This is a genomic window from Devosia litorisediminis, from assembly GCF_018334155.1.
In the GTDB taxonomy this organism is placed as follows: domain Bacteria; phylum Pseudomonadota; class Alphaproteobacteria; order Rhizobiales; family Devosiaceae; genus Devosia; species Devosia litorisediminis.
Window position 1 is genome coordinate 127,876 of the sequence record NZ_JAGXTP010000001.1, and the last position, 18,219, is coordinate 146,094.

General features: G+C 61.6%; 14 protein-coding genes and 1 pseudogene. 10 read left to right on the plus strand and 5 right to left on the minus strand.

Annotated features, from left to right (window positions below; genetic code table 11):
* The first annotated feature begins 32 nt into the window (after positions 1 to 32).
* Positions 33 to 293 carry a DUF2312 domain-containing protein gene (locus tag KD146_RS00605; RefSeq protein WP_212656832.1) on the plus strand — a complete coding sequence of 87 codons (261 nt, stop codon included), beginning with the start codon at positions 33 to 35 and terminating at the stop codon, positions 291 to 293.
* 62 nt (positions 294 to 355) lie between these two features.
* On the opposite strand, the gene KD146_RS00610 is transcribed toward KD146_RS00605, so the two are convergent.
* The 4 genes from KD146_RS00610 to KD146_RS00625 form a co-directional block, all read right to left on the minus strand.
* Complete coding sequence (locus KD146_RS00610) at positions 356 to 583, minus strand: flagellar basal body rod C-terminal domain-containing protein (protein WP_212656833.1); 228 nt, start codon at positions 581 to 583, stop codon at positions 356 to 358.
* A 177-nt stretch (positions 584 to 760) separates the two neighbouring features.
* A complete protein-coding gene (dxs, locus tag KD146_RS00615; RefSeq protein ID WP_249327679.1) occupies positions 761 to 2,629 on the minus strand; it encodes a 1-deoxy-D-xylulose-5-phosphate synthase in 1,869 nt (622 codons plus the stop codon).
* Positions 2,630 to 2,830: 201 nt separating this feature from the next.
* The gene (locus KD146_RS00620; protein ID WP_212656835.1) at positions 2,831 to 4,450 is read right to left on the minus strand and encodes a peptidoglycan L,D-endopeptidase MepK; all 1,620 of its coding nucleotides are present in this window, start codon (positions 4,448 to 4,450) and stop codon (positions 2,831 to 2,833) included.
* A gap of 232 nt (positions 4,451 to 4,682) precedes the next feature.
* Entirely contained in the window at positions 4,683 to 6,383 is a 1,701-nt protein-coding gene (locus KD146_RS00625; protein ID WP_212656836.1) for a L,D-transpeptidase family protein, read from the minus strand.
* Between the two features lie 334 nt (positions 6,384 to 6,717).
* Between KD146_RS00625 and KD146_RS00630 the strand changes: the two genes are divergently transcribed.
* The 3 genes from KD146_RS00630 to KD146_RS00640 all read left to right on the plus strand — a co-directional run bounded on the left by KD146_RS00630 (position 6,718) and on the right by KD146_RS00640 (position 9,208).
* On the plus strand, positions 6,718 to 6,882 hold the full coding sequence (locus tag KD146_RS00630) for a hypothetical protein (protein WP_212656837.1): 165 nt from the start codon (positions 6,718 to 6,720) through the stop codon (positions 6,880 to 6,882).
* Positions 6,883 to 6,981: 99 nt separating this feature from the next.
* Positions 6,982 to 8,523 carry a tryptophan halogenase family protein gene (locus KD146_RS00635; protein WP_212656838.1) on the plus strand — a complete coding sequence of 514 codons (1,542 nt, stop codon included), beginning with the start codon at positions 6,982 to 6,984 and terminating at the stop codon, positions 8,521 to 8,523.
* A gap of 139 nt (positions 8,524 to 8,662) precedes the next feature.
* Positions 8,663 to 9,208: an AAA family ATPase gene (locus tag KD146_RS00640; RefSeq protein ID WP_212659045.1), complete on the plus strand. Its 546-nt coding sequence runs from the start codon at positions 8,663 to 8,665 to the stop codon at positions 9,206 to 9,208.
* Positions 9,209 to 9,228: 20 nt separating this feature from the next.
* Here KD146_RS00640 and KD146_RS00645 read toward each other — a convergent pair whose 3' ends face one another.
* Positions 9,229 to 10,713, minus strand: coding sequence for a sigma-54-dependent transcriptional regulator (locus tag KD146_RS00645; protein WP_212656839.1), 1,485 nt, complete (start codon positions 10,711 to 10,713; stop codon positions 9,229 to 9,231).
* Positions 10,714 to 10,940: 227 nt separating this feature from the next.
* On the opposite strand from KD146_RS00645, the gene KD146_RS00650 reads away from it, so the two are divergent.
* From KD146_RS00650 to KD146_RS00675, 6 genes and pseudogenes are all read left to right on the plus strand, one after another.
* Positions 10,941 to 12,743 (plus strand): M3 family oligoendopeptidase, encoded by a 1,803-nt coding sequence (locus KD146_RS00650; protein WP_212656840.1) that lies wholly within the window; start codon positions 10,941 to 10,943, stop codon positions 12,741 to 12,743.
* A 65-nt stretch (positions 12,744 to 12,808) separates the two neighbouring features.
* Entirely contained in the window at positions 12,809 to 12,976 is a 168-nt protein-coding gene (locus tag KD146_RS00655; protein WP_212656841.1) for an aa3-type cytochrome c oxidase subunit IV, read from the plus strand.
* Between the two features lie 64 nt (positions 12,977 to 13,040).
* Positions 13,041 to 14,318, plus strand: a pseudogene (locus tag KD146_RS00660) (Re/Si-specific NAD(P)(+) transhydrogenase subunit alpha); the annotation flags it as partial.
* 290 nt (positions 14,319 to 14,608) lie between these two features.
* The gene (locus tag KD146_RS00665; protein ID WP_212656843.1) at positions 14,609 to 14,911 is read left to right on the plus strand and encodes a proton-translocating transhydrogenase family protein; all 303 of its coding nucleotides are present in this window, start codon (positions 14,609 to 14,611) and stop codon (positions 14,909 to 14,911) included.
* A gap of 4 nt (positions 14,912 to 14,915) precedes the next feature.
* Positions 14,916 to 16,343 carry an NAD(P)(+) transhydrogenase (Re/Si-specific) subunit beta gene (locus KD146_RS00670; RefSeq protein ID WP_249327544.1) on the plus strand — a complete coding sequence of 476 codons (1,428 nt, stop codon included), beginning with the start codon at positions 14,916 to 14,918 and terminating at the stop codon, positions 16,341 to 16,343.
* 166 nt (positions 16,344 to 16,509) lie between these two features.
* Positions 16,510 to 18,216: a hypothetical protein gene (locus tag KD146_RS00675; RefSeq protein WP_212656844.1), complete on the plus strand. Its 1,707-nt coding sequence runs from the start codon at positions 16,510 to 16,512 to the stop codon at positions 18,214 to 18,216.
* Positions 18,217 to 18,219 lie beyond the last annotated feature (3 nt).

Consider the following 18,219-nt stretch of genomic DNA (forward strand, 5'->3'; position numbering starts at 1 on the left):
CAAGCATCGCTTGAGACAAAGAGGTATGACCCATGGCTGAAGACAGCGTTGCCCAGGACCAACTCCGGGCGTTCATCGAGCGCATCGAGCGCATGGAAGAGGAAAAGGCAGCCATTGCTGCCGACATCAAGGAAATCTACGCCGAGGCCAAGGGCAACGGCTTTGACACCAAGATTCTGCGCAAGATCGTGACGATCCGCAAGCAGGACGCCAATGAGCGCATGGAGCAGGAAGCCCTGCTCGAACTCTATATGAGTGCCCTTGGGATGGTGGCGGCCCCGTCAGACGACTGAGCCAACGCCCCATGCAAGTTTCAGAACGCCCGGTTGCCCATGGCAGTCGGGCGTTTTTGCGTTCAGGCGAGAATGTCGATGGTGGTCTGGGTCATGCGGTCAGCGGCACGCACGACTGTAGCAGCGGCCTTGAAGTCGGTCTGGGCCATTATGGTCTCGACCATTTCGGTGGTCAGGTCGACGTCCTGCAGGCCCGTGCCGAAGCGGGCCACGCGGCTGGCGCTGGCTTCGAGGCGGTCGGCGGCGCGGTGCATGCCGGCGGCGCCGGAGGCAATGGCTGAAATGGTCATGAGGCAGGCCTAACGGAAAGTTCAGTGGTCACCAGATAGCGCCACAAGGCTTGCGGTTTCCTTTAGGGCGACGCGCTCAATCTATTTCAAACGCGACCTAACCCCGCGCGGCGGCGTGAGGCCACGCCCGTTCTCAGCGCCGTGTAATCACTTTGGGATAGTCAGCCCTAAAAGAGGCTAGCTGGACTTGCCGAGTGCTGCTGCCATGGCAGCCTGATCGTAGCCCAGCGTGGTCAGGGCAGTGGCGACGATGCCGGCGCGATCGAGACCGGCATCGGCATACATGTCGGCCTGGCTGGCATGTTCGACAAAGCGATCGGGGATCATCAACGGGCGGAAGCGCAGCTTGCCGTCGAGCAAGCCATTGGTCGTCAGGAAAGTGGCGACATGGCTGCCAAAGCCGCCCAGTCCACCTTCTTCGGCGGTCAGCAGCACATCATGGGTGCTGGCGAGCTTTGCAATCAGTTCTTCGTCGAGCGGCTTCATGAAGCGCGCGTCGGCAATGGTGGGGTTGAGGCCAAGCGCGGCCAGCTTGTCGGCGGCGGCGAGCACTTCGGCCAGCCTGGTGCCGTAGCTGAGAATGGCAATGGTGGCGCCCTGGCGCACGATACGGCCCTTGCCGATGGGCAGGATCTCGCCGCGAGCGGGCAGGTCGACGCCCATGCCGTCACCGCGCGGATAGCGGAAGGCGATGGGGCCGTTGTCGTAATGGGTGGCCGTGGTCACCATGTGGCGCAGTTCGGCCTCGTCGGCGGCGGCCATCTGCACGATGCCGGGAATGGCGCCGAGATAGGCGCTGTCGTAATTGCCGGCATGGGTGGGGCCGTCGGCGCCAACATAGCCGGCGCGATCAATGGCGAAACGGACCGGCAATTGCTGAATAGCGACATCGTGCACGACCTGGTCATAGGCACGCTGCAGAAAGGTCGAATAGATGGCACAGAACGGGCGCATGCCTTCGCTGGCTAGGCCCGCGGCAAAGGTGACGGCGTGCTGCTCGGCAATGCCGACATCAAAGATGCGGCCGGGGTGGATTTCGGCGAATTTGTCCAGACCCGTGCCCGATGGCATGGCAGCGGTGACGGCCACGATGCGCGGGTCGTCATTGGCTTCCTGGATCAGGGTTTCGGCGAACACACTGGTATAGGAGGGCGCATTGGACGGGGTCTTGGTCTGGGCGCCGGTAACGACGTTGAACTTGGAAACGCCATGGTACTTGTCGTCGGAATCCTCGGCGGGGCCATAGCCCTTACCCTTTTTGGTCACGACATGGACAAGGATCGGGCCTTCGGCCGCGTCGCGCACATTGTCGAGAATGGGCAACAGGTGATCGAGATTGTGGCCATCAATGGGGCCGACATAGTAGAAGCCGAGCTCTTCAAACAGCGTGCCGCCGGTAAAGAAAGAGCGGGCAAATTCCTCGGTGCGGCGGGCAGGCTCGTAGAGAAACTGCGGTAGCTTGGACACGAAATTCTTGGCTGCCTCGCGCGCGCCGCGATACATCGGGCCTGAGACCAGCCGCGCCAGATAAGAACTCATGGCACCGGTCGGGGGCGCGATGGACATGTCATTGTCGTTGAGCACGACGATGAGCCGGGCATCCATGGCGCCCGCATTGTTCATGGCTTCGTAGGCCATGCCGGCAGACATCGCCCCATCGCCGATAACGGCAATCACATTGCGCGGCTTGTCGAGCAGGTCGCTGGCGACCGCCATGCCCAGGCCGGCGGAGATCGAGGTGGACGAGTGGCCGGCGCCAAACGGGTCGTATTCGCTTTCGGCACGGCGGGTGAAACCGGACAGGCCGTCCTTCTGGCGCAGCGTGCGAATGCGATCGCGGCGACCGGTCAGGATCTTGTGTGGGTAGGCCTGATGGCCGACATCCCAGATGATGCGATCATGGGGCGTGTCGAACACGGCGTGCAGCGCCACGGTCAGTTCAACCACGCCCAGACCAGCACCAAGGTGGCCACCGGTCACCGAGACCGCGTCGATCATCTCGGCGCGCAACTCGTCGGTCAATTGCCGCAAGTCCTCGCGCGGCATGGCGCGCAGATCGGTCGGGGAATTGACGGTGTCGAGCAGCGGTGTCGCGGGCTTGTCGGCCAAAACGGGCAGTCCTTCGCCAAAGGGGCAGTAATGCTGTTGTTTAGGCGCGCATGCGGCGCATTGCAACAATGCCGAGCCGGCTGCGCCAATCTGCGCGACCGCCCAAGTGCACTGTAATGATGCCTGAATTGGGGCCGGCTAGTTGACCGTGAGGGCGACGGGCTGAGCGCCAACAAAACGGGTGTGCGACAAACCCTCTGGGAAATCGCCGACGCGCATCACCGTGACATAGCGGCCCATCTCGGTGACGGGGCTGAAATCGGCCTCATCGTGGTCCCAGATCTCGGCGAAATGATCCGAACTCATTTCGGTCGGGGTGATGAAGACTTCGGCGACATGCTCGAGATCGGGGATGATCAGATCGGGCTGGCGCATAGTGCCCATGGTCGGGCGCTTGGCGATGTGGCTGGCCAGGGCCTGAGCGACGGGTTCATCCTGCGCGGGGGCCGAGAACGTGCCGCGGAACAGATTGCCCAGCGTATCTGTGACAACATTGCCGCCGAGCGAAGCGGTGCGCAGGCCGGTTGCCCCGGTAACGCCCTTGAGTACGGGCAGGTCGGGCAGGCGATCGGTGGGGATCGATGCCGTCACGGTGGGGGCGGTTTCGCGAGCAATGATCATCTCAAGCGCGCGCTGGGCATCGGGATCCTGGGGCAGCGGCGGCAGATAGGCTGTCATCATCTCGGGCTGTTCGGGCTCGCTCATGATCAGACGCGGCTGCGGTACAGGGGCGCTGAACGCGGCCAGAGCCATAACGGCGTCGCCGGCAGGCAGAGCGCTGGCCGTCGCCATCTGGAGGGCTTCGGATTTGCGCATTGGCATGGGCGCACTGACCAGCGTTGTCAGTTCGGCGGCATCAAGGGGGGCGCTGCCATCGGTTGAGAAGGGCAGGGCCGGTGTTGGGGCTTCAGCGCTGGCGAGGGCGAGGCTGGCCGGGCGCATGGCTGGAATGGGGGCAGCCTTGGGTGTGGAGGGCTGCGGCGCGACCGAGGCGACCTGCACGGGTGCAGCCTTGGTAGCGCTGGCCGGCTTGTCGTCATTGCCGCCAAACAGCATGTCGACCAGGGTGCGGCCGCTGCCGCTCGAAGCGACCTGGGTGCCTGAAGAGCTGCCATTGCAGGGATAGGCGTGGCATTTTTTCCATTCGGCCAGCGCTACCTGATAGCCCTGCTGCGACAACGGCTTGCCGTCGGTGGGCACATGCATGGTCTTGCCGTCGGGGAAGATGTCCTTGAGCTGAGCGCGGGTCATGCGCGGCCAGGCGCGGACTGAGCCGGTGTCGAGATGAACAAAGGGACTGCCCGACGTGGGATAATAGCCGACGCCGCCGACCTGCTTCTTCATGGCAGCGGCGCGCAGGCGCGACAGCGGCACACCGGGAATGAAGAAATCCATGGCGTTGCCCTTGGTGTGCTGACTGTTTTCAGCAACACCGGAGGATTTGGCGCGGAGCATTTCATTGGTAGCAGGTGAGCGATAGGCCGAGACCACATTGATGGGCTGGCTGCCGCCGACTTCCTGATAGACTTCCCAGACCAGATCGAACAGGCGCGGGTCCATTTTGGTGGGCTCGTTGCGGCGCCAGTCACGCAGGAAATAGTTCAGTTCATTCAGACCGGACTGAACAAACTGACCGTTGCGCTTGAAGACGATGCGCGCGGTCTCTTTGGTGTGGGTGTAATAGAGATAGATGGCGCGTTCGGAAGCGGCTGCCGCGGGCACGACGGCCTGCGGCATGATGAGGGAAACGCTGATCATGGCGGCGAGCAAAAGCCGCCCGATACGATGCCGTTGCAAAAAGGAAGTCCCCGTCACGCTGTACTCTGTCCGGTTATTGCCAGTCTATCTTCGGACGTTAGCGTAAAATCCGATGCAAACGATTAACGCTAACAAGCTGTGATCAGCCCTCTCAGCCTGCTCACGCAGACGTTATTACGATCAAAACCGGGCGCAACCAAGGCGAAATTGTAAACGCGGGGTTAACCGGGCGTTATGGCGAGATGGTGCCATCGCCAATTTCGGCAATGATTTCAGGGGCCGGTGCCGGTGTGTCCAAGCCCATGGCGGCGATCAGCTTGGCATTGTGGCCATAGATGTCGCCGAAGGACTGCAGCGAACCATCGGGGGCAACGCGTACCGTGAAATAGGCGATGTGCACCGGGATCTGCCGTTCGGGGTTCACCCACCGCTCGGAATTGCCAAACATGCCTTCAAGCGAGGCGCGGCTGATCTTGGTTTCATTGGCCATCAGGGCACCCGCAAACTCGAGCGGGTTCTGCACGCGGACGCAGCCGTGGCTGTAGGCGCGGAAATCGCGCGAGAACAGCGACTTTGAAGGGGTGTCGTGCAGGTAGACATTATGCTTGTTGGGGAACAGGAATTTGATCTGACCCAAGGCATTGCCGCTGCCCGGACGCTGGCGGACGCGGAAGGGGAAGTTGGCGGCGCTGACCTGGCTCCAGTCCACCGAATAGGGGCTGATGGCGGTGCCGTTATAGAGAAGATCGTAATTGTGGCTGTCGATGTAGCCGGGATTGCGCAGCACAGCCGGTGCGATTTCGCCCTTGGTAATCGAGCTGGGCACGTTCCAGTATGGATTGACCACGATGTGGCGAATGCTTTCCGAGAAAACCGGGGTCTGGTTCTTGGTAGTGCCGACGACAACGCGGGTGGTGTATTCTTCCCTGTTGTCGCGATTGATCGACAAGCGGTATTCGGGAATGTTGACGAGCACGTGGAACGCACCCATGTCGCGCGGCATCCAGCGCCAGCGTTCCATATTGGCCAGAATGTCGGCCCGGGTCAGCGGCGCGCCGCCGTTCAGGGCTGCTAGGGTCGCCGGACCCATGACACCGTCGACAGCCAGATTGCGGGTCTTCTGAAATGCCTTGATGGCGTCCACGACACTGTCGTCATAAAGCGTTGCGCTGTCACCGGCATCGGCGATTTCAAAGCGCTGGCGCAGCACGGGTACGCGCGGATCGCTCATGCCCGGACGCAGGGTGGCGCCGGCGGCAATCTGCACCGGGCGCTCGGCCTGGATCCTGTCGAAATCGGCGAGCGCGGCCTTGAGCGCCACAAATTCGGGGTGGGTCGGCTCAAGCGCAGAGAGCACCTTGACGGGATCGTTGCTGGAGGCCAGTTGCACCAGCAGGCTGGCTTCATCAAGCTTTTTGGGCGTGATGTCGAGCTGCGAGCTGATCGAGCCGGGGACGATACGGCCGGTATAGATATGGGTCGCGTAGCGCATGGTGGCGCGCGAAAATGCGGTTTCCAGTGCCGCCATCTTGATGGGATCATTGTCGACAGTGGTGACGTCGAGCTCGGCGGTCAGATAATCGCTGGGGCGCAGGCCTTCGCTGGCCGCGGCTTCAAACAGCTTGATGATTTTTTGTGCCGAGGGGGAAAAGGCGACCTGACCGTCCGGCATTTCATCAAGCCAGATAGGTTCGAAATGGCGCGCGCCATAGAAGAAATAGAGCTTCTGGGCCTCGTTATAGGCCTTGCTTTCCTTGTTGGCGCCATAATAGGCGACTGACAGGCCGCCCTTAATGGTTTGGGCCAGCGGTGTGCGTGGGGGCGCGATAATGACGGTTCCGGCCGCCAGGCCGGCAACATCCTGGGCTGTGGCGGGGAAAGCGCTTCCTACACCGGCAAGGGCGGCGACAAGGCAGACCAGAATCTTGTTCATTGGTGCTCCAGCATAGGCAATTCATCGGGGCAACACCCGCATCCTGCACTGGACTGGGCGGGCCGCACCGCACGCTAGAGCAATACTCTGCAAACCTTAACGGGAACAACATCTCGCAAACTTGTGAGCCAGTTTTGTGGTCGGTCTGCAACGCTTTGGCGAGAAGCGCGATGGCAGGGATCCCGGTGCAAAAATCTGCGTTTGACCAAGCATAGTTAAATGCCGCGGGGCCGCGCGGCTGCTAGAGCGCGCGGTTTTGCGGAGAGGTTGCAGCGTGGTGAAATACAGAGTTGTTGACTGCCGGGGGGGCGAAACTGATGGCCAGGAGATGATGGTGGACAGCGCGTCTTCGCCCGAAGACGCTGCGCGCAAGGCGATTGACGAAGTGCTGGTGCGCAGTGGTCGCCGCAGCGATCTGCGGGTGCGGGTTTATTACCAGTATCCTGATCAGGCACTTTCCATGGTGCGGCTGTATGCCAAGGCGATCGACCGCGACTAGGGGCGGCGGCGTCCGATAAAGACACGGAGAGTTCCGGGTTCCTAAGACCGACTTGCGCGGCGACAGGGCCGGCCATAGCGTCGATGCAGGAGGACGAGCATGGACCGGCAAGCGCAATTTGTGGTGGTGGGGGGCGGTACGGCTGGCTGGATCGCCGCGTTCATTGTGCAGGATGCGGCGCGTCGAAAAGGGCTGAACGCCAAGATCAGCGTGATCGAGCCCTCCAAAATCCCCACAGTTGGCGTTGGCGAGGGGACGACAGCGGCATTCCGACTGTTGCTCAAGCATTTCGGCATTGATGAATTCGAGTTTATCCGCGAGACGGGCGCGACCATCAAGCTGGGGATTCGCCATCAGGACTGGCGCCGCAAGGGGCACAGCTATGACGGGCCCATTGATGATCCGCATCAGGTGCTGCGCGCGCCCGCCGGGGCGCCATCGGACTATCTCAATGTCTATGCCACAGCGGCGGGGCGCAGCCTGACCGACATGCACCTTTTCGGGCCGCTGCTGGCACAGACCAAGGCACCGTTTGCCCGCAAGACTGACGGTTCGCTGATCCCGCTGGGGCCGTTTCACTATGGCTATCATTTTGATCAGGCGCTGGTGGGCCGGTTTTTCGCCGGCAAGTCCAAAGGTGTCGAGATCATCGATGCGGTCGTGGCGGGCGTGCAGCGCGATGCCGAGAGCGGCGACGTGACGGCGCTGGAACTGGATAACGGGCAGACACTGGCGGCAGATTTCGTCATTGATGCGACCGGTTTCCGCAAGCAGTTGATCGTCAAGGAGATGGGGGCATCCTGGACGTCCTATGCCCATGAATTGCCGGTCAACCGCGCGCTGCCATTCTGGATCGATATCAAGCCCGGCGAGGAGATCGCCAACTACACCAAGGCCTGGGCACAGGATAGCGGCTGGATGTGGCAAACGCCGACACAGACCCGCTATGGCTGCGGCTATGTGTATTCGGACCAATTTGCCACGCCCGAACAGGCCAAGGCCGAGGTCGAGGCCTCCCTTGGCCACGAGATCGAAGTGCGGGCCGATATCCGGTTCGACATCGGGCGGCTGGACCGGGCCTGGATCGGCAATGTGCTGGCGGTGGGGCTGAGTTCGAGCTTTCTCGAGCCACTGGAATCCACCTCAATCCACGGCACCATCGTGCAGATGATGCTGTTTGCCGACCGGCATATGAAAGACCCGAGCAAGATCAGCGATGCTGACCGGGCCGACTATAATGGCCGGGTGGGGCGGCAGGTCGATGATTTCCGTACCTTCATCAACATGCACTACATGGTGGAACGCGACGACACCCCGTTCTGGCGCGAGGTGCGGGCCAATCGTATCCACCCCGAAACGCAGGAGCGGCTGGCACTGTGGAAGACCGCCATGCCGCGGCACGAGCATTTCGACGAGCAATTATTCGGTCTGCCGCATATCCAGAGCCAGCTCTATTATCCGATACTGGACGGGTTGGGGCTGCTGGACCAGAATCTTGCGCGGCGGGAAATGGAAGCAGACCCCAAGCTGCGTCAGTTTGCGCGGCAGGCCTATGACGGGCTGGTCAAGGAATACCGCGCTGCGGCCAGTCAGGCGCTAGGGCATGCGGCATTTCTGGAGATTGTGCGGGGGATGGGGTGAGGCTGATGTGGGCTAACAGGCCCAGGTCAGGAGCACCGAGGATGAGTGGATGCGCTGGCGGCGCTGGTTTGGGCGCAAGATCGGGGTTCGTGCTGGTGTAGCGGGCTTTGAGTGGGCGCGCCGCATCAAAGAGGATGCAATGGGCATTAGGAACTATCTGATCGAGGGCGTATCGGGGAGCGGCAAGACCAGCGTGGCCGAGGAACTGCAGCGGCGCGGCTATCATGTCATTCACGGGGACCGGGTACTGGCCTATCATGGCGACCCGCAGACCGGGGCGCGACTTGAACCCCCGCGTGGGCCTGGGGTGGCGGACAGTGCAGCCTGGGTGAATGCACACTGGATCTGGCCTGTCGACACGGTCCGATCATTGGTGGCTGATCAAGGCGAAGCCATAACCTTCTTCTGTGGCGCCTCCAGAAATTCGCGCCACTTCATTGATCTTTTCGACGCCGTGTTTGTGCTCGAGATTGATGCCCAGACGTTGACCCGGCGGCTAGTCGGGCGGCCGGAGGATGAGTTTGGCGGCCTGCCTGCCGAGCGTGCGCTTGTCATGCGATTGCACGCCACCAAAGAGAATATCCCCGAGCGTGGCACTGCAATCGATGCGACGGCGCCACTGGCGCGCGTCGTCGATGATATTCTGGCTAGAAGTGGCGAGACAGGTCGCGGATCGTCTTCGTAGACGAGCCGATCGGGCGCTGTTCAGGCCGCGTCGCTGAGGAGTTCTTCGGCCAGACCGTATTCATGCAGTTTGCGATAGAGGGTGGAGCGGCCAATCTTGAGGGCGCGGGCGACGCGTGACATGCGGCCGCCATGATGGGCGATGGCAAAGACGATGGCAGCACGTTCGATCTCGGCCAGGGCGGCGATTTCGCCGGTCGGGTCAAGGAAGCGGTCGGGTGCGGCGGGCGGGGTGAAGTCGACGCGTTGGCGGGCGGTGGCGGTGTCGATATGGGTTGGCGCGGCGGCGACGGGGGCGGCTTCGATGGCCTTGATGGCCAGTTCACGCCCGCTGGCCTGAGCGATGATCTGCGGGAAGTCCACGCTTTCGAGGAAGGCGCCATCGCTGAGGATTACGGCGCGATAGACGGCATTTTCAAGCTGGCGGACATTGCCAGGCCAGTCATAATTGCGCAGCAGTTCAAGGGCGGCGGGCGAAATGCCCAGAATGCGCTTGCCAGCCTCGGCCGCGAAGCGGGCGATGAACATCGAGACCATTGCGGGCATGTCTTCCATCCGTTCGCGCAGGGGCGGGGTATAAATGGGGAAGACGTTCAGGCGGTAATAGAGATCTTCGCGGAACTCACCGGATTTTGCCAGATTGAGCAGGCGGCGATTGGTCGCCGAAATGACGCGGACATTGACGCGCTCGGTGCGGGTGGCGCCGACGGGCTCGATCTCGCCTTCCTGCAGGGCGCGCAGCAGCTTGACCTGGGTTTCGAGGGGTAGTTCGCCCACTTCGTCGAGGAACAGCGTGCCGTTATGGGCTTCGGAGAACTTGCCGGGCTGGTCGGCAATGGCACCGGTAAAGGCACCCTTTTTGTGGCCGAATAGGACGGATTCCACCAGATTGGGCGGGATGGCGCCGCAATTGACGGTGACGAAGGGCTTGCCGGCCCGATCGCCTGAACCCTGAATGATGCGCGCGATAAGCTCCTTGCCGACCCCGGTCTCGCCTTCGATCAGCACTGGAATGGTGGACTTGGCGGCCTTGGCGCACAGGCTGATGACGCGGGCCATGGAGGGCGCCTCGGCAATCATGTCGGTGGCGCTGAAATTGCCCGACTTGCGGGCGCGCTCGGCCCGAATGGTGGCCTCGAGTGCATCCAGCTTCATGGCGTTGCGCAGCGAGATGACGAGGCGCTCGGGCGCGACCGGCTTGACGAAATAATCTGCGGCGCCGTTGCGCATGGCAGAAATGACGGTTTCGAGCGAGGCATTGCCGGTCTGGATGATGACGGGGGTGGTCAGGCCTTCGCGGCGCATGGCGTCCATCACGCCCATGCCGTCAAGATCAGGCATGACCAGATCAAGGATCATCGCGCCGATGTTGCGATCTTCGCGCAGAATGGTCAGGGCCTGTTCGCCGCCAGTTGCCGTAAGCGGCTTGAAGCCGGCCTTGTTGGCGACTTCGGCAGTCAGGCGCAGCTGAACCGGATCATCATCGACTACCAGAATGCGCGTCATTCAAACTCCGGCCTTTTTGCTACGGCATCGAATCGTGTGCCGTTTTGGGAACAAGATGAGCCGAGGGCCTTAAGAGGGGATTAATCATAGTGATTTTGCTTGAGCCACATTGTTGGCATTGGCACCGGTTTAGCCCGGTATTTGGCGGGGCGGCTGAAGTGTCACTCTTTCCATAAGGCCCCCGTCTGGCTAAGGTCCGCGCGCCATTGACCAGCCGGAGAGACCGCATGACCACGCCCGCTCAAAAGAGCCACAACGAGTTCGGCACCTTGCCGGTCTGGGATCTGACGGACCTTTATCCCGGCGGCGACAGCGCCGCCTTCAAGGGCGATCTGGAAAAGGCCAAGGCGGACGCAGTGGCCTTTGAGGCTGCCTACAAGGGCAAGCTGGTCGCGCTGACCAAATCGGGTCAACTGCTCAAGGCGATCAAGGACAGCGAAGCGCTGGGCGATCTGACCGGCCGGCTCGGCTCGTTTGCCTTTCTGCAATATGCGCAGAAGTCGACTGACCCCGACCGGGCCAAGTTCATGGGTGACACCAATGAGGCGATCACCAATCTGGCCACCAAGGTGCTGTTCTTCGAACTCGAACTGAACCGGATTGCCGATGCCGATCTTGAGGCAGCGATGGCGGGCGACAGCGAGCTGGCGCGCTACCGGACCTGGTTCGACGAACTGCGCAAGGCCAAGCCCTATCAGCTCGATGATAAGCTAGAAGAGCTGTTCCACGACAAGTCGACCACGTCGTTTTCGGCGTGGAACCGGCTGTTCGACGAGACGCTGAGCAGCCTCGAATTCGAGGTGACCGGCGAAACGCTGAGCATGGAAGCGGCGCTGCACCTGCTTTCGGACAAGGATGAAACCAAGCGCGAAGCCGCGTTCAAGGCGCTGGGCAAGACGCTGGCGCAAAATGCGCGGCTGTTCACCCACATCACCAATGTGCTGGCCAAGGACAAAGAAATTTCTGATCGCTGGCGCGGCTACCAGGACATTGCCGATAGCCGGCATATGGCCAATTCGGTGGAGCGCGAAGTGGTCGATGCGCTGCAAAAGGCGGTCGAGGATGCCTATCCCCGCCTGAGCCATCGCTATTACAAGATGAAGGCCAAATGGTTCGGCAAGGACAAGCTGAACGCCTGGGATCGCAATGCGCCATTGCCTACAAGCGATGAGCGGGTGTGGGACTGGGATAGTGCGGTGTCGACGGTGATGGAGGCCTATGGCCAGTTCTCGCCTCAGCTGGCGGAATATGCCGAGCCGTTCTTCAATTCGGGCTGGATCGATGCGCCCAGTGGCGATGGCAAGCTGTCCGGGGCGTTCGCGCATCCGACCGTGCCCAGTGCGCATCCCTATCTGATGCTGAACTATATGGGGCGTTCGCGCGATATCATGACGCTGGCGCACGAGCTGGGTCATGGCGTGCATCAGCGGCTGGCTGCAGCGCAGGGCCCCATTCTGGCCAATACACCGTTGACCCTGGCCGAGACCGCGTCGGTGTTTGGCGAGATGCTGACCTTCCGCTCGCTGCTGGCCAAGACGACCGATCCAAAACAGCGCTTCGCCCTGCTCTCGAGCAAGGTCGAAGACATGCTCAATACTGTGGTACGACAGATCGCATTCTACACCTTCGAGCGGCGCGTTCACACCGCGCGGCGCCAGGGTGAGCTCAAGACCGAAGAGATCAATCAGATCTGGCTCGATGTGCAGCAGGAATCACTGGGCGACGCGGTGATTGCCAATGAAGGCTATGATGTCTTCTGGGCCTATATTCCGCACTTCATCCACTCCCCATTCTATGTCTACGCCTATGCCTTTGGTGACTGCCTTGTGAACTCGCTCTACGCGCAGTATGAGAAGTCCAGTGAAGGCTTCGCCGAGCGCTATTTCGAGCTGCTTAAGGCCGGGGGAAGCAAGCATCACTCCGAACTGCTTGCGCCGTTCGGACTGGATGCCAAGGATCCCCAATTCTGGTCGCTGGGTCTCTCGATGATCGAGGGGCTGATCGACGAGCTGGAAGCAACGGCGCCCTGAGTGCCAATTTGCGTGCCTGCAATCGGGCACTTAGACTTATAGACTACTGGACTTACGAGGACGAAATGGCCACCAAGCACCGCCCCGAACACCATTCCGATGTGCAGGTTGAATCGCCGATGGACTATGCCCAGCACGAGGCCACCTATAATGGCTTCATTACCGGCACGAAGTGGGCCGTGATTGGCCTGGCGGCATCCATGGTCATTCTTTACTTCCTGATCCAGCCCTGATTTCAGCGCGGGTACAGGCACTTTATTCGAGCCTGTCCGCCGGACAGGCGGGCAGGAGACTTTTATGAAAATTGCCATCGTCCGCGAGCGTGTCGAGGGAGAGAACCGCGTTGCGGCTACCCCCGAGACGGTCGGCAAGCTCATCGCGCTGGGTGCCAGCGTTCAGGTCGAGAAAGGCGCCGGGCTCGGCTCGCGCATTCTGGACAAGGACTATGAAGCGGCGGGTGCGGCTATTGCGGCCAATGCTGCGGCTGCCCTGAAAAGTGCTGATGTGGTGCTGACCGTGCGCCGCCCAAGCGCGGCCTCGCTGGCCGGTGTCAGCAAGGGTGCGCTGGTGATCGGCGCGCTGGACCCCTATGGCAATGACAAGGACGTTGCGGCGCTGGCCAAGGCCGGTGTGACCGCAGTGTCGATGGAATTCATGCCGCGCATCACGCGCGCACAGGTGATGGACATCCTTTCCAGTCAGGCCAATCTGGCCGGCTATCAGGGCGTCATTGAAGCTGCAGCGGCGTTCGACCGCGCATTCCCGATGATGATGACGGCGGCCGGCACGGTGCGTCCGGCCAAGGCCTTCGTGATGGGTGCGGGTGTGGCAGGGCTGCAGGCGATTGCTACGGCCAAGCGTCTGGGTGCTGTGGTTTCGGCCACCGATGTGCGCCCCGCTGCCAAGGAACAGGTAGAGAGCCTGGGCGGCAAGTTCGTTGCCGTTGAGGACGAAGAGTTCAAGCAGGCTGAAACTGCTGGCGGTTACGCCAAGCAGATGAGTGCCGAATATCAGGCCAAGCAGGCCGATCTGACAGCGGCGCACATCGCCAAGCAGGATATCGTGATCACCACCGCGCTGATCCCGGGGCGCCCAGCGCCGCGGCTGATCACCAAGGCAATGGTGGAATCGATGGCACCGGGTTCGGTGATCGTCGATCTGGCGGCCGAACGCGGCGGCAATGTCGAATTGACGGTGCCAGGCCAGGTTATCGAGCATAATGGCGTGACGATTATTGGTTACACCAATGTGCAGGGTCGCATCCCGACCACCGCCAGCCAGCTTTATGCCCGCAATCTGCTGGCCTTCCTGACGACGCTGATCGACGCAAAGGAAAAGAGGCTCGCCATCAACTGGGATGATGAACTGGTCAAGGCGACCGTGCTGACGCGCGATGGTGCGGTGGTGCATCCAAGCTTTACCGGTGGTGACGTCAAACCGGCAACGCCTGCCAAGGCCGATGCCAAGCCGGCTGCAGCCAAGAAGCCCGCGTCCAAAGCTGCCGGTGCCAAGCCAGCAACAGCCAAGCCTGCTGCGAGTAAGTCGACCGCGGCCAAACCAGCTGCCGCCAAGACCGCGACAACCAAGCCGCCAACCGCCAGAAAAATTGCGGCCAAGCGCAAGGCTGAGGCCCTGATCGACGCTGCAGCAGCGCCCAAGCCCGTGCGGGCCCGGCCTGTGCGCAGCAAGGCAGCAGCAGACGCTGACGCGGCAGCCAAGACCGCAGCTGCCAAGACGGCAGCGGCGAAAAAGCCAGCTGCCAAGAAACCGGCGGCCAAGAAACCAGCCGCCAAGTCGGCCGCTGCCAAGGCACCAGCCAATACGCCTGCCGAAACCAAGCCTGATACACCCAAGGGAGACCAGTAATGGAAGCCATCGACCCGTTCACTTTCCGGCTGGCGATCTTCGTGCTGGCGATCTTTGTCGGCTATTTCGTGGTGTGGTCCGTCACACCGGCACTGCATACCCCGCTGATGAGCGTGACCAACGCGATCTCCTCGGTGATCGTGGTGGGTGCCCTGCTTGCCGTTGGCGTGCATCTGGCGACCGATTCCAGCTGGCTTTCCAAGCTGTTCGGCTTCGTTGCCCTGGTGTTTGCCAGCGTGAATATCTTTGGCGGGTTCCTCGTCACCCAGCGCATGCTGGCCATGTACAAGAAGAAGGGTTGAGCCAATGATCTCTGCAGATATTGCAGCCCTTCTCTATCTCGTTTCCGGCGTGCTGTTCATCATGGCGCTGCGCGGGCTATCGAGCCCAAGCTCGTCGCGTCAGGGCAATATGTTCGGCATGGTGGGCATGGGTATTGCTATCCTCACCACGCTGGCCGTTGCGGCGCCAAGCGATCTGATCAGCTGGGTGTTGATCCTGGGTGGTATCGGTCTGGGCGGCGGCATTGGCGCCTATATGGCGCGTACCGTCAAAATGACCGACATGCCGCAACTGGTTGCGGCCTTCCACTCGCTGGTCGGTCTGGCAGCTGTGTTCGTGGCGGCTGCGGCGCTCTACGCGCCTGAAGCCTTCCACATTGCCGAGATTGATCCGGTGACCGGCGCTGTGGGCCATATCCACATGCAGGCGCTGATCGAAATGAGTATCGGCGTTGCTATCGGCGCCTTCACCTTTACCGGCTCGGTGATCGCTTTTGCCAAGCTGAACGGCAATATGAGCGGCAAGCCGATCATCCTGCCCATGCGCCATGCGCTGCATATCGTGATGGCAGTGGTGCTTCTGCTGCTGGTCTGGGCCTTCGCTACTTCGGCTTCGCCATGGTTGTTCTGGCTGATCACCATTCTGGCCCTGGTGCTGGGTGGGTTGATGATCATTCCGATCGGCGGCGCGGACATGCCCGTTGTGGTGTCGATGCTCAATTCCTATTCGGGTTGGGCAGCTGCCGGCATCGGCTTTACGCTGGGCAATACTGCGCTGATCATCACTGGCGCATTGGTGGGTTCCTCGGGCGCGATCCTGAGCTACATCATGTGCAAGGCCATGAACCGCAGCTTCATCTCCGTTATCCTTGGTGGCTTTGGTGGCGATAGCGCCGCTGGCGGCGCTGCCGAAGAAGATGATCGTCCGGTCAAGCAGGGTGCCGCTGAAGACGCGGCCTTCCTGATGAAAAACGCAGGCAAGGTCATCATCGTGCCGGGCTATGGCATGGCGGTGGCGCAGGCACAGCACGCGCTGCGCGAAATGGCCGATATGCTCAAGGCCGAGGGCGTGACGGTCAAATACGCCATTCATCCCGTGGCGGGGCGCATGCCCGGGCACATGAACGTGCTGCTGGCTGAAGCCAATGTGCCCTATGACGAAGTGTTCGAGCTTGAAGACATCAACTCCGAGTTCGCGCAGTCCGATGTGGCCTTCGTGATCGGCGCCAATGACGTGACCAATCCATCGGCCAAGACCGACAAGACATCGCCGATCTATGGCATGCCGGTGCTCAATGTTGAGGATGCGGGCACAGTGCTGTTCATCAAGCGCGGCATGGCTGCCGGGTATGCGGGCGTGCAGAACGAACTGTTCTACCGCGACAATACGATGATGCTGTTTGGTGATGCCAAGAAGATGACCGAGGAAATCGTCAAGGCGCTTGGACACTGACTGGATTGTTGTCAGTCGATGAATAATATAGGGTCGCCTCAGGGCGGCCCTTTTACTTTGCAGTCTCGACTATTCTTCCGGGGCCGGGGAGGGTGGCATGACAACAGGCAAGAGACGAACTGCACAAGCGCGGGCACCAGCGCGACAAACCGTGTCGGAAGGGCCCATGCCCAAGACGGCTGTCGTGTTCATTCACGGCATAGGCGAACAGCGCCCGCTTGAGACGCTCAGAGAGTTCGTTGAAACGGTCTATCGCCGTGACCCCACGGTTGCGAGCATGGCCGCTGGCCCTGATGGGCTGCTCAGCATATCTGTGGTGCCCGATGATGTGACGGGGTCGGCCGAATTGCGCCGGATCACCACGCTCAAGGACGGACCAGCCAAACGCACTGATTTCTTCGAATTGTACTGGGCGGACATCATGGACGGCACGCCTGTCGACATGGTGATCGGCTGGATCCGAATGCTGGTGCTGCGCTCCCCCTGGCGTTTGCCGGTGTCGACAAAGGTCAAACGGGCCTGGGCGATCCTGGCAGGCATCTTCATCCTGTGTGCGGGGGCCGCGCTGATCTCTGCTGGCGCCGGGATCACGCAGTTGACCGAAGGCCCACCAGCAGATCCGGCGCTGGTGTCGCGACTGGCGTTTTTCCGCGACTGGGTGGCGGGACTACTGGTGGCCGGTGGGGTGCTGTGGTTGCTGGTTTCGAGCATGCGCGTCGGTTTCGAGATGAAACGCGTCGCACTGCTCGGGCCGGTTCTGATCATCGTCGCCGGTTTCGCGCTGGCGGCCGTACCACCGATATTGCTGGGGTCGCTGCCGTTCTGGGCGGCGGCGCTTGCGGCGTTTTCCGGGTGGGCCTTGCATAGCGTGGTCACGCCCTTTGCCGGCGACGTGGTGCGCTATGTTAGGGCCACGCCCAGCACGGTCGAGCGTCGCAGACTGGTGCGCGAGCGCGGCCTGGCTTTGCTTGAAGCACTGCACAAGCGGCGGCTGGATGGCACGACGCTGGAGAACTTCACCCAGGGCGACGGCAATAATCGCCCGGCTTATGACCGTATCGTGCTGGTTGGACACAGCCTGGGTACCATCATCGCATACGATATCCTGCAATTGTTCTGGCAGAAGCACGGCCCCACCCACCATCAGGACTGGGAGCCTGATGCACCGGGCGTGCAGGACGCCCTCAAAGCCTGCGATGCCTATGTGAAATCCGCCTGGGCGGATCCAGAGGGTGCGCCGTTCGACATGACGGGGTTTGCGACCGCGCAGACTGCGCTGTCTGAGGTGTTGGCGAAGCAGCGCCCGGGCTGGCGGATCAGCGACTTCATCACGCTGGGGTGTCCGCTGACACATGCGGAGTTCCTGCTGCTCGACAGCCGCGAGCAGGTCGAAGAGGCGGCCAAGGAGCGGTGGTTCGCGACCGCGCCGCCACACCCGGATTCGTTCCTGAAGGACACCATGCTGTTCTCGCGCACTGGTCTGGCGCTGAGACAGGACAAGTCAGAAGAGCCGCAGTTTCCGCACTTCGCGGCCCAGTTTGCGGCAGTAAAATGGACCAATATCTACGATGAATCGACCAACCCGCTGCTCGGCGACCTGATCTCTGGCCGGCTGTCGGGAGAGTTCGGCCCTGGCATCCATGAGCATGGGGTTTCAATCAAGCGGCCCGGCCTGCCGGGTTTTCTGGGGCGGGTGTTCACCCATACGCAGTATTGGTCCTGGCATGACAGCTACGCGCCAAGTGCAGCAAACGCGGCGGCGGCTGATGTGGCCAGGGCAAATGCGGATGAAGCCGGGCGTCGCGAATTGATCTGGCACAATGTGCCCGACCACATTCGCCTACTCCGAGTAGCGCTCCGTCTGGGTACGTGAAGG

Bases quoted from the DNA above. Each gene is read 5' to 3' on its own strand.
- KD146_RS00640 (WP_212659045.1), top strand. From the start codon at position 8,663: ATGGGCATTAGGAACTATCTGATCGAGGGCGTATCGGGGAGCGGCAAG.
- KD146_RS00675 (WP_212656844.1), top strand. From the start codon at position 16,510: ATGCCCAAGACGGCTGTCGTGTTCATTCACGGCATAGGCGAACAGCGC.
- dxs (WP_249327679.1), bottom strand. From the start codon at position 2,629: ATGCCGCGCGAGGACTTGCGGCAATTGACCGACGAGTTGCGCGCCGAG.
- KD146_RS00620 (WP_212656835.1), bottom strand. From the start codon at position 4,450: ATGATCAGCGTTTCCCTCATCATGCCGCAGGCCGTCGTGCCCGCGGCA.
- KD146_RS00625 (WP_212656836.1), bottom strand. From the start codon at position 6,383: ATGAACAAGATTCTGGTCTGCCTTGTCGCCGCCCTTGCCGGTGTAGGA.
- KD146_RS00665 (WP_212656843.1), top strand. From the start codon at position 14,609: ATGGAAGCCATCGACCCGTTCACTTTCCGGCTGGCGATCTTCGTGCTG.
- KD146_RS00610 (WP_212656833.1), bottom strand. From the start codon at position 583: ATGACCATTTCAGCCATTGCCTCCGGCGCCGCCGGCATGCACCGCGCC.
- KD146_RS00670 (WP_249327544.1), top strand. From the start codon at position 14,916: ATGATCTCTGCAGATATTGCAGCCCTTCTCTATCTCGTTTCCGGCGTG.
- KD146_RS00605 (WP_212656832.1), top strand. From the start codon at position 33: ATGGCTGAAGACAGCGTTGCCCAGGACCAACTCCGGGCGTTCATCGAG.
- KD146_RS00645 (WP_212656839.1), bottom strand. From the start codon at position 10,713: ATGACGCGCATTCTGGTAGTCGATGATGATCCGGTTCAGCTGCGCCTG.
- KD146_RS00655 (WP_212656841.1), top strand. From the start codon at position 12,809: ATGGCCACCAAGCACCGCCCCGAACACCATTCCGATGTGCAGGTTGAA.
- KD146_RS00635 (WP_212656838.1), top strand. From the start codon at position 6,982: ATGGACCGGCAAGCGCAATTTGTGGTGGTGGGGGGCGGTACGGCTGGC.
- KD146_RS00650 (WP_212656840.1), top strand. From the start codon at position 10,941: ATGACCACGCCCGCTCAAAAGAGCCACAACGAGTTCGGCACCTTGCCG.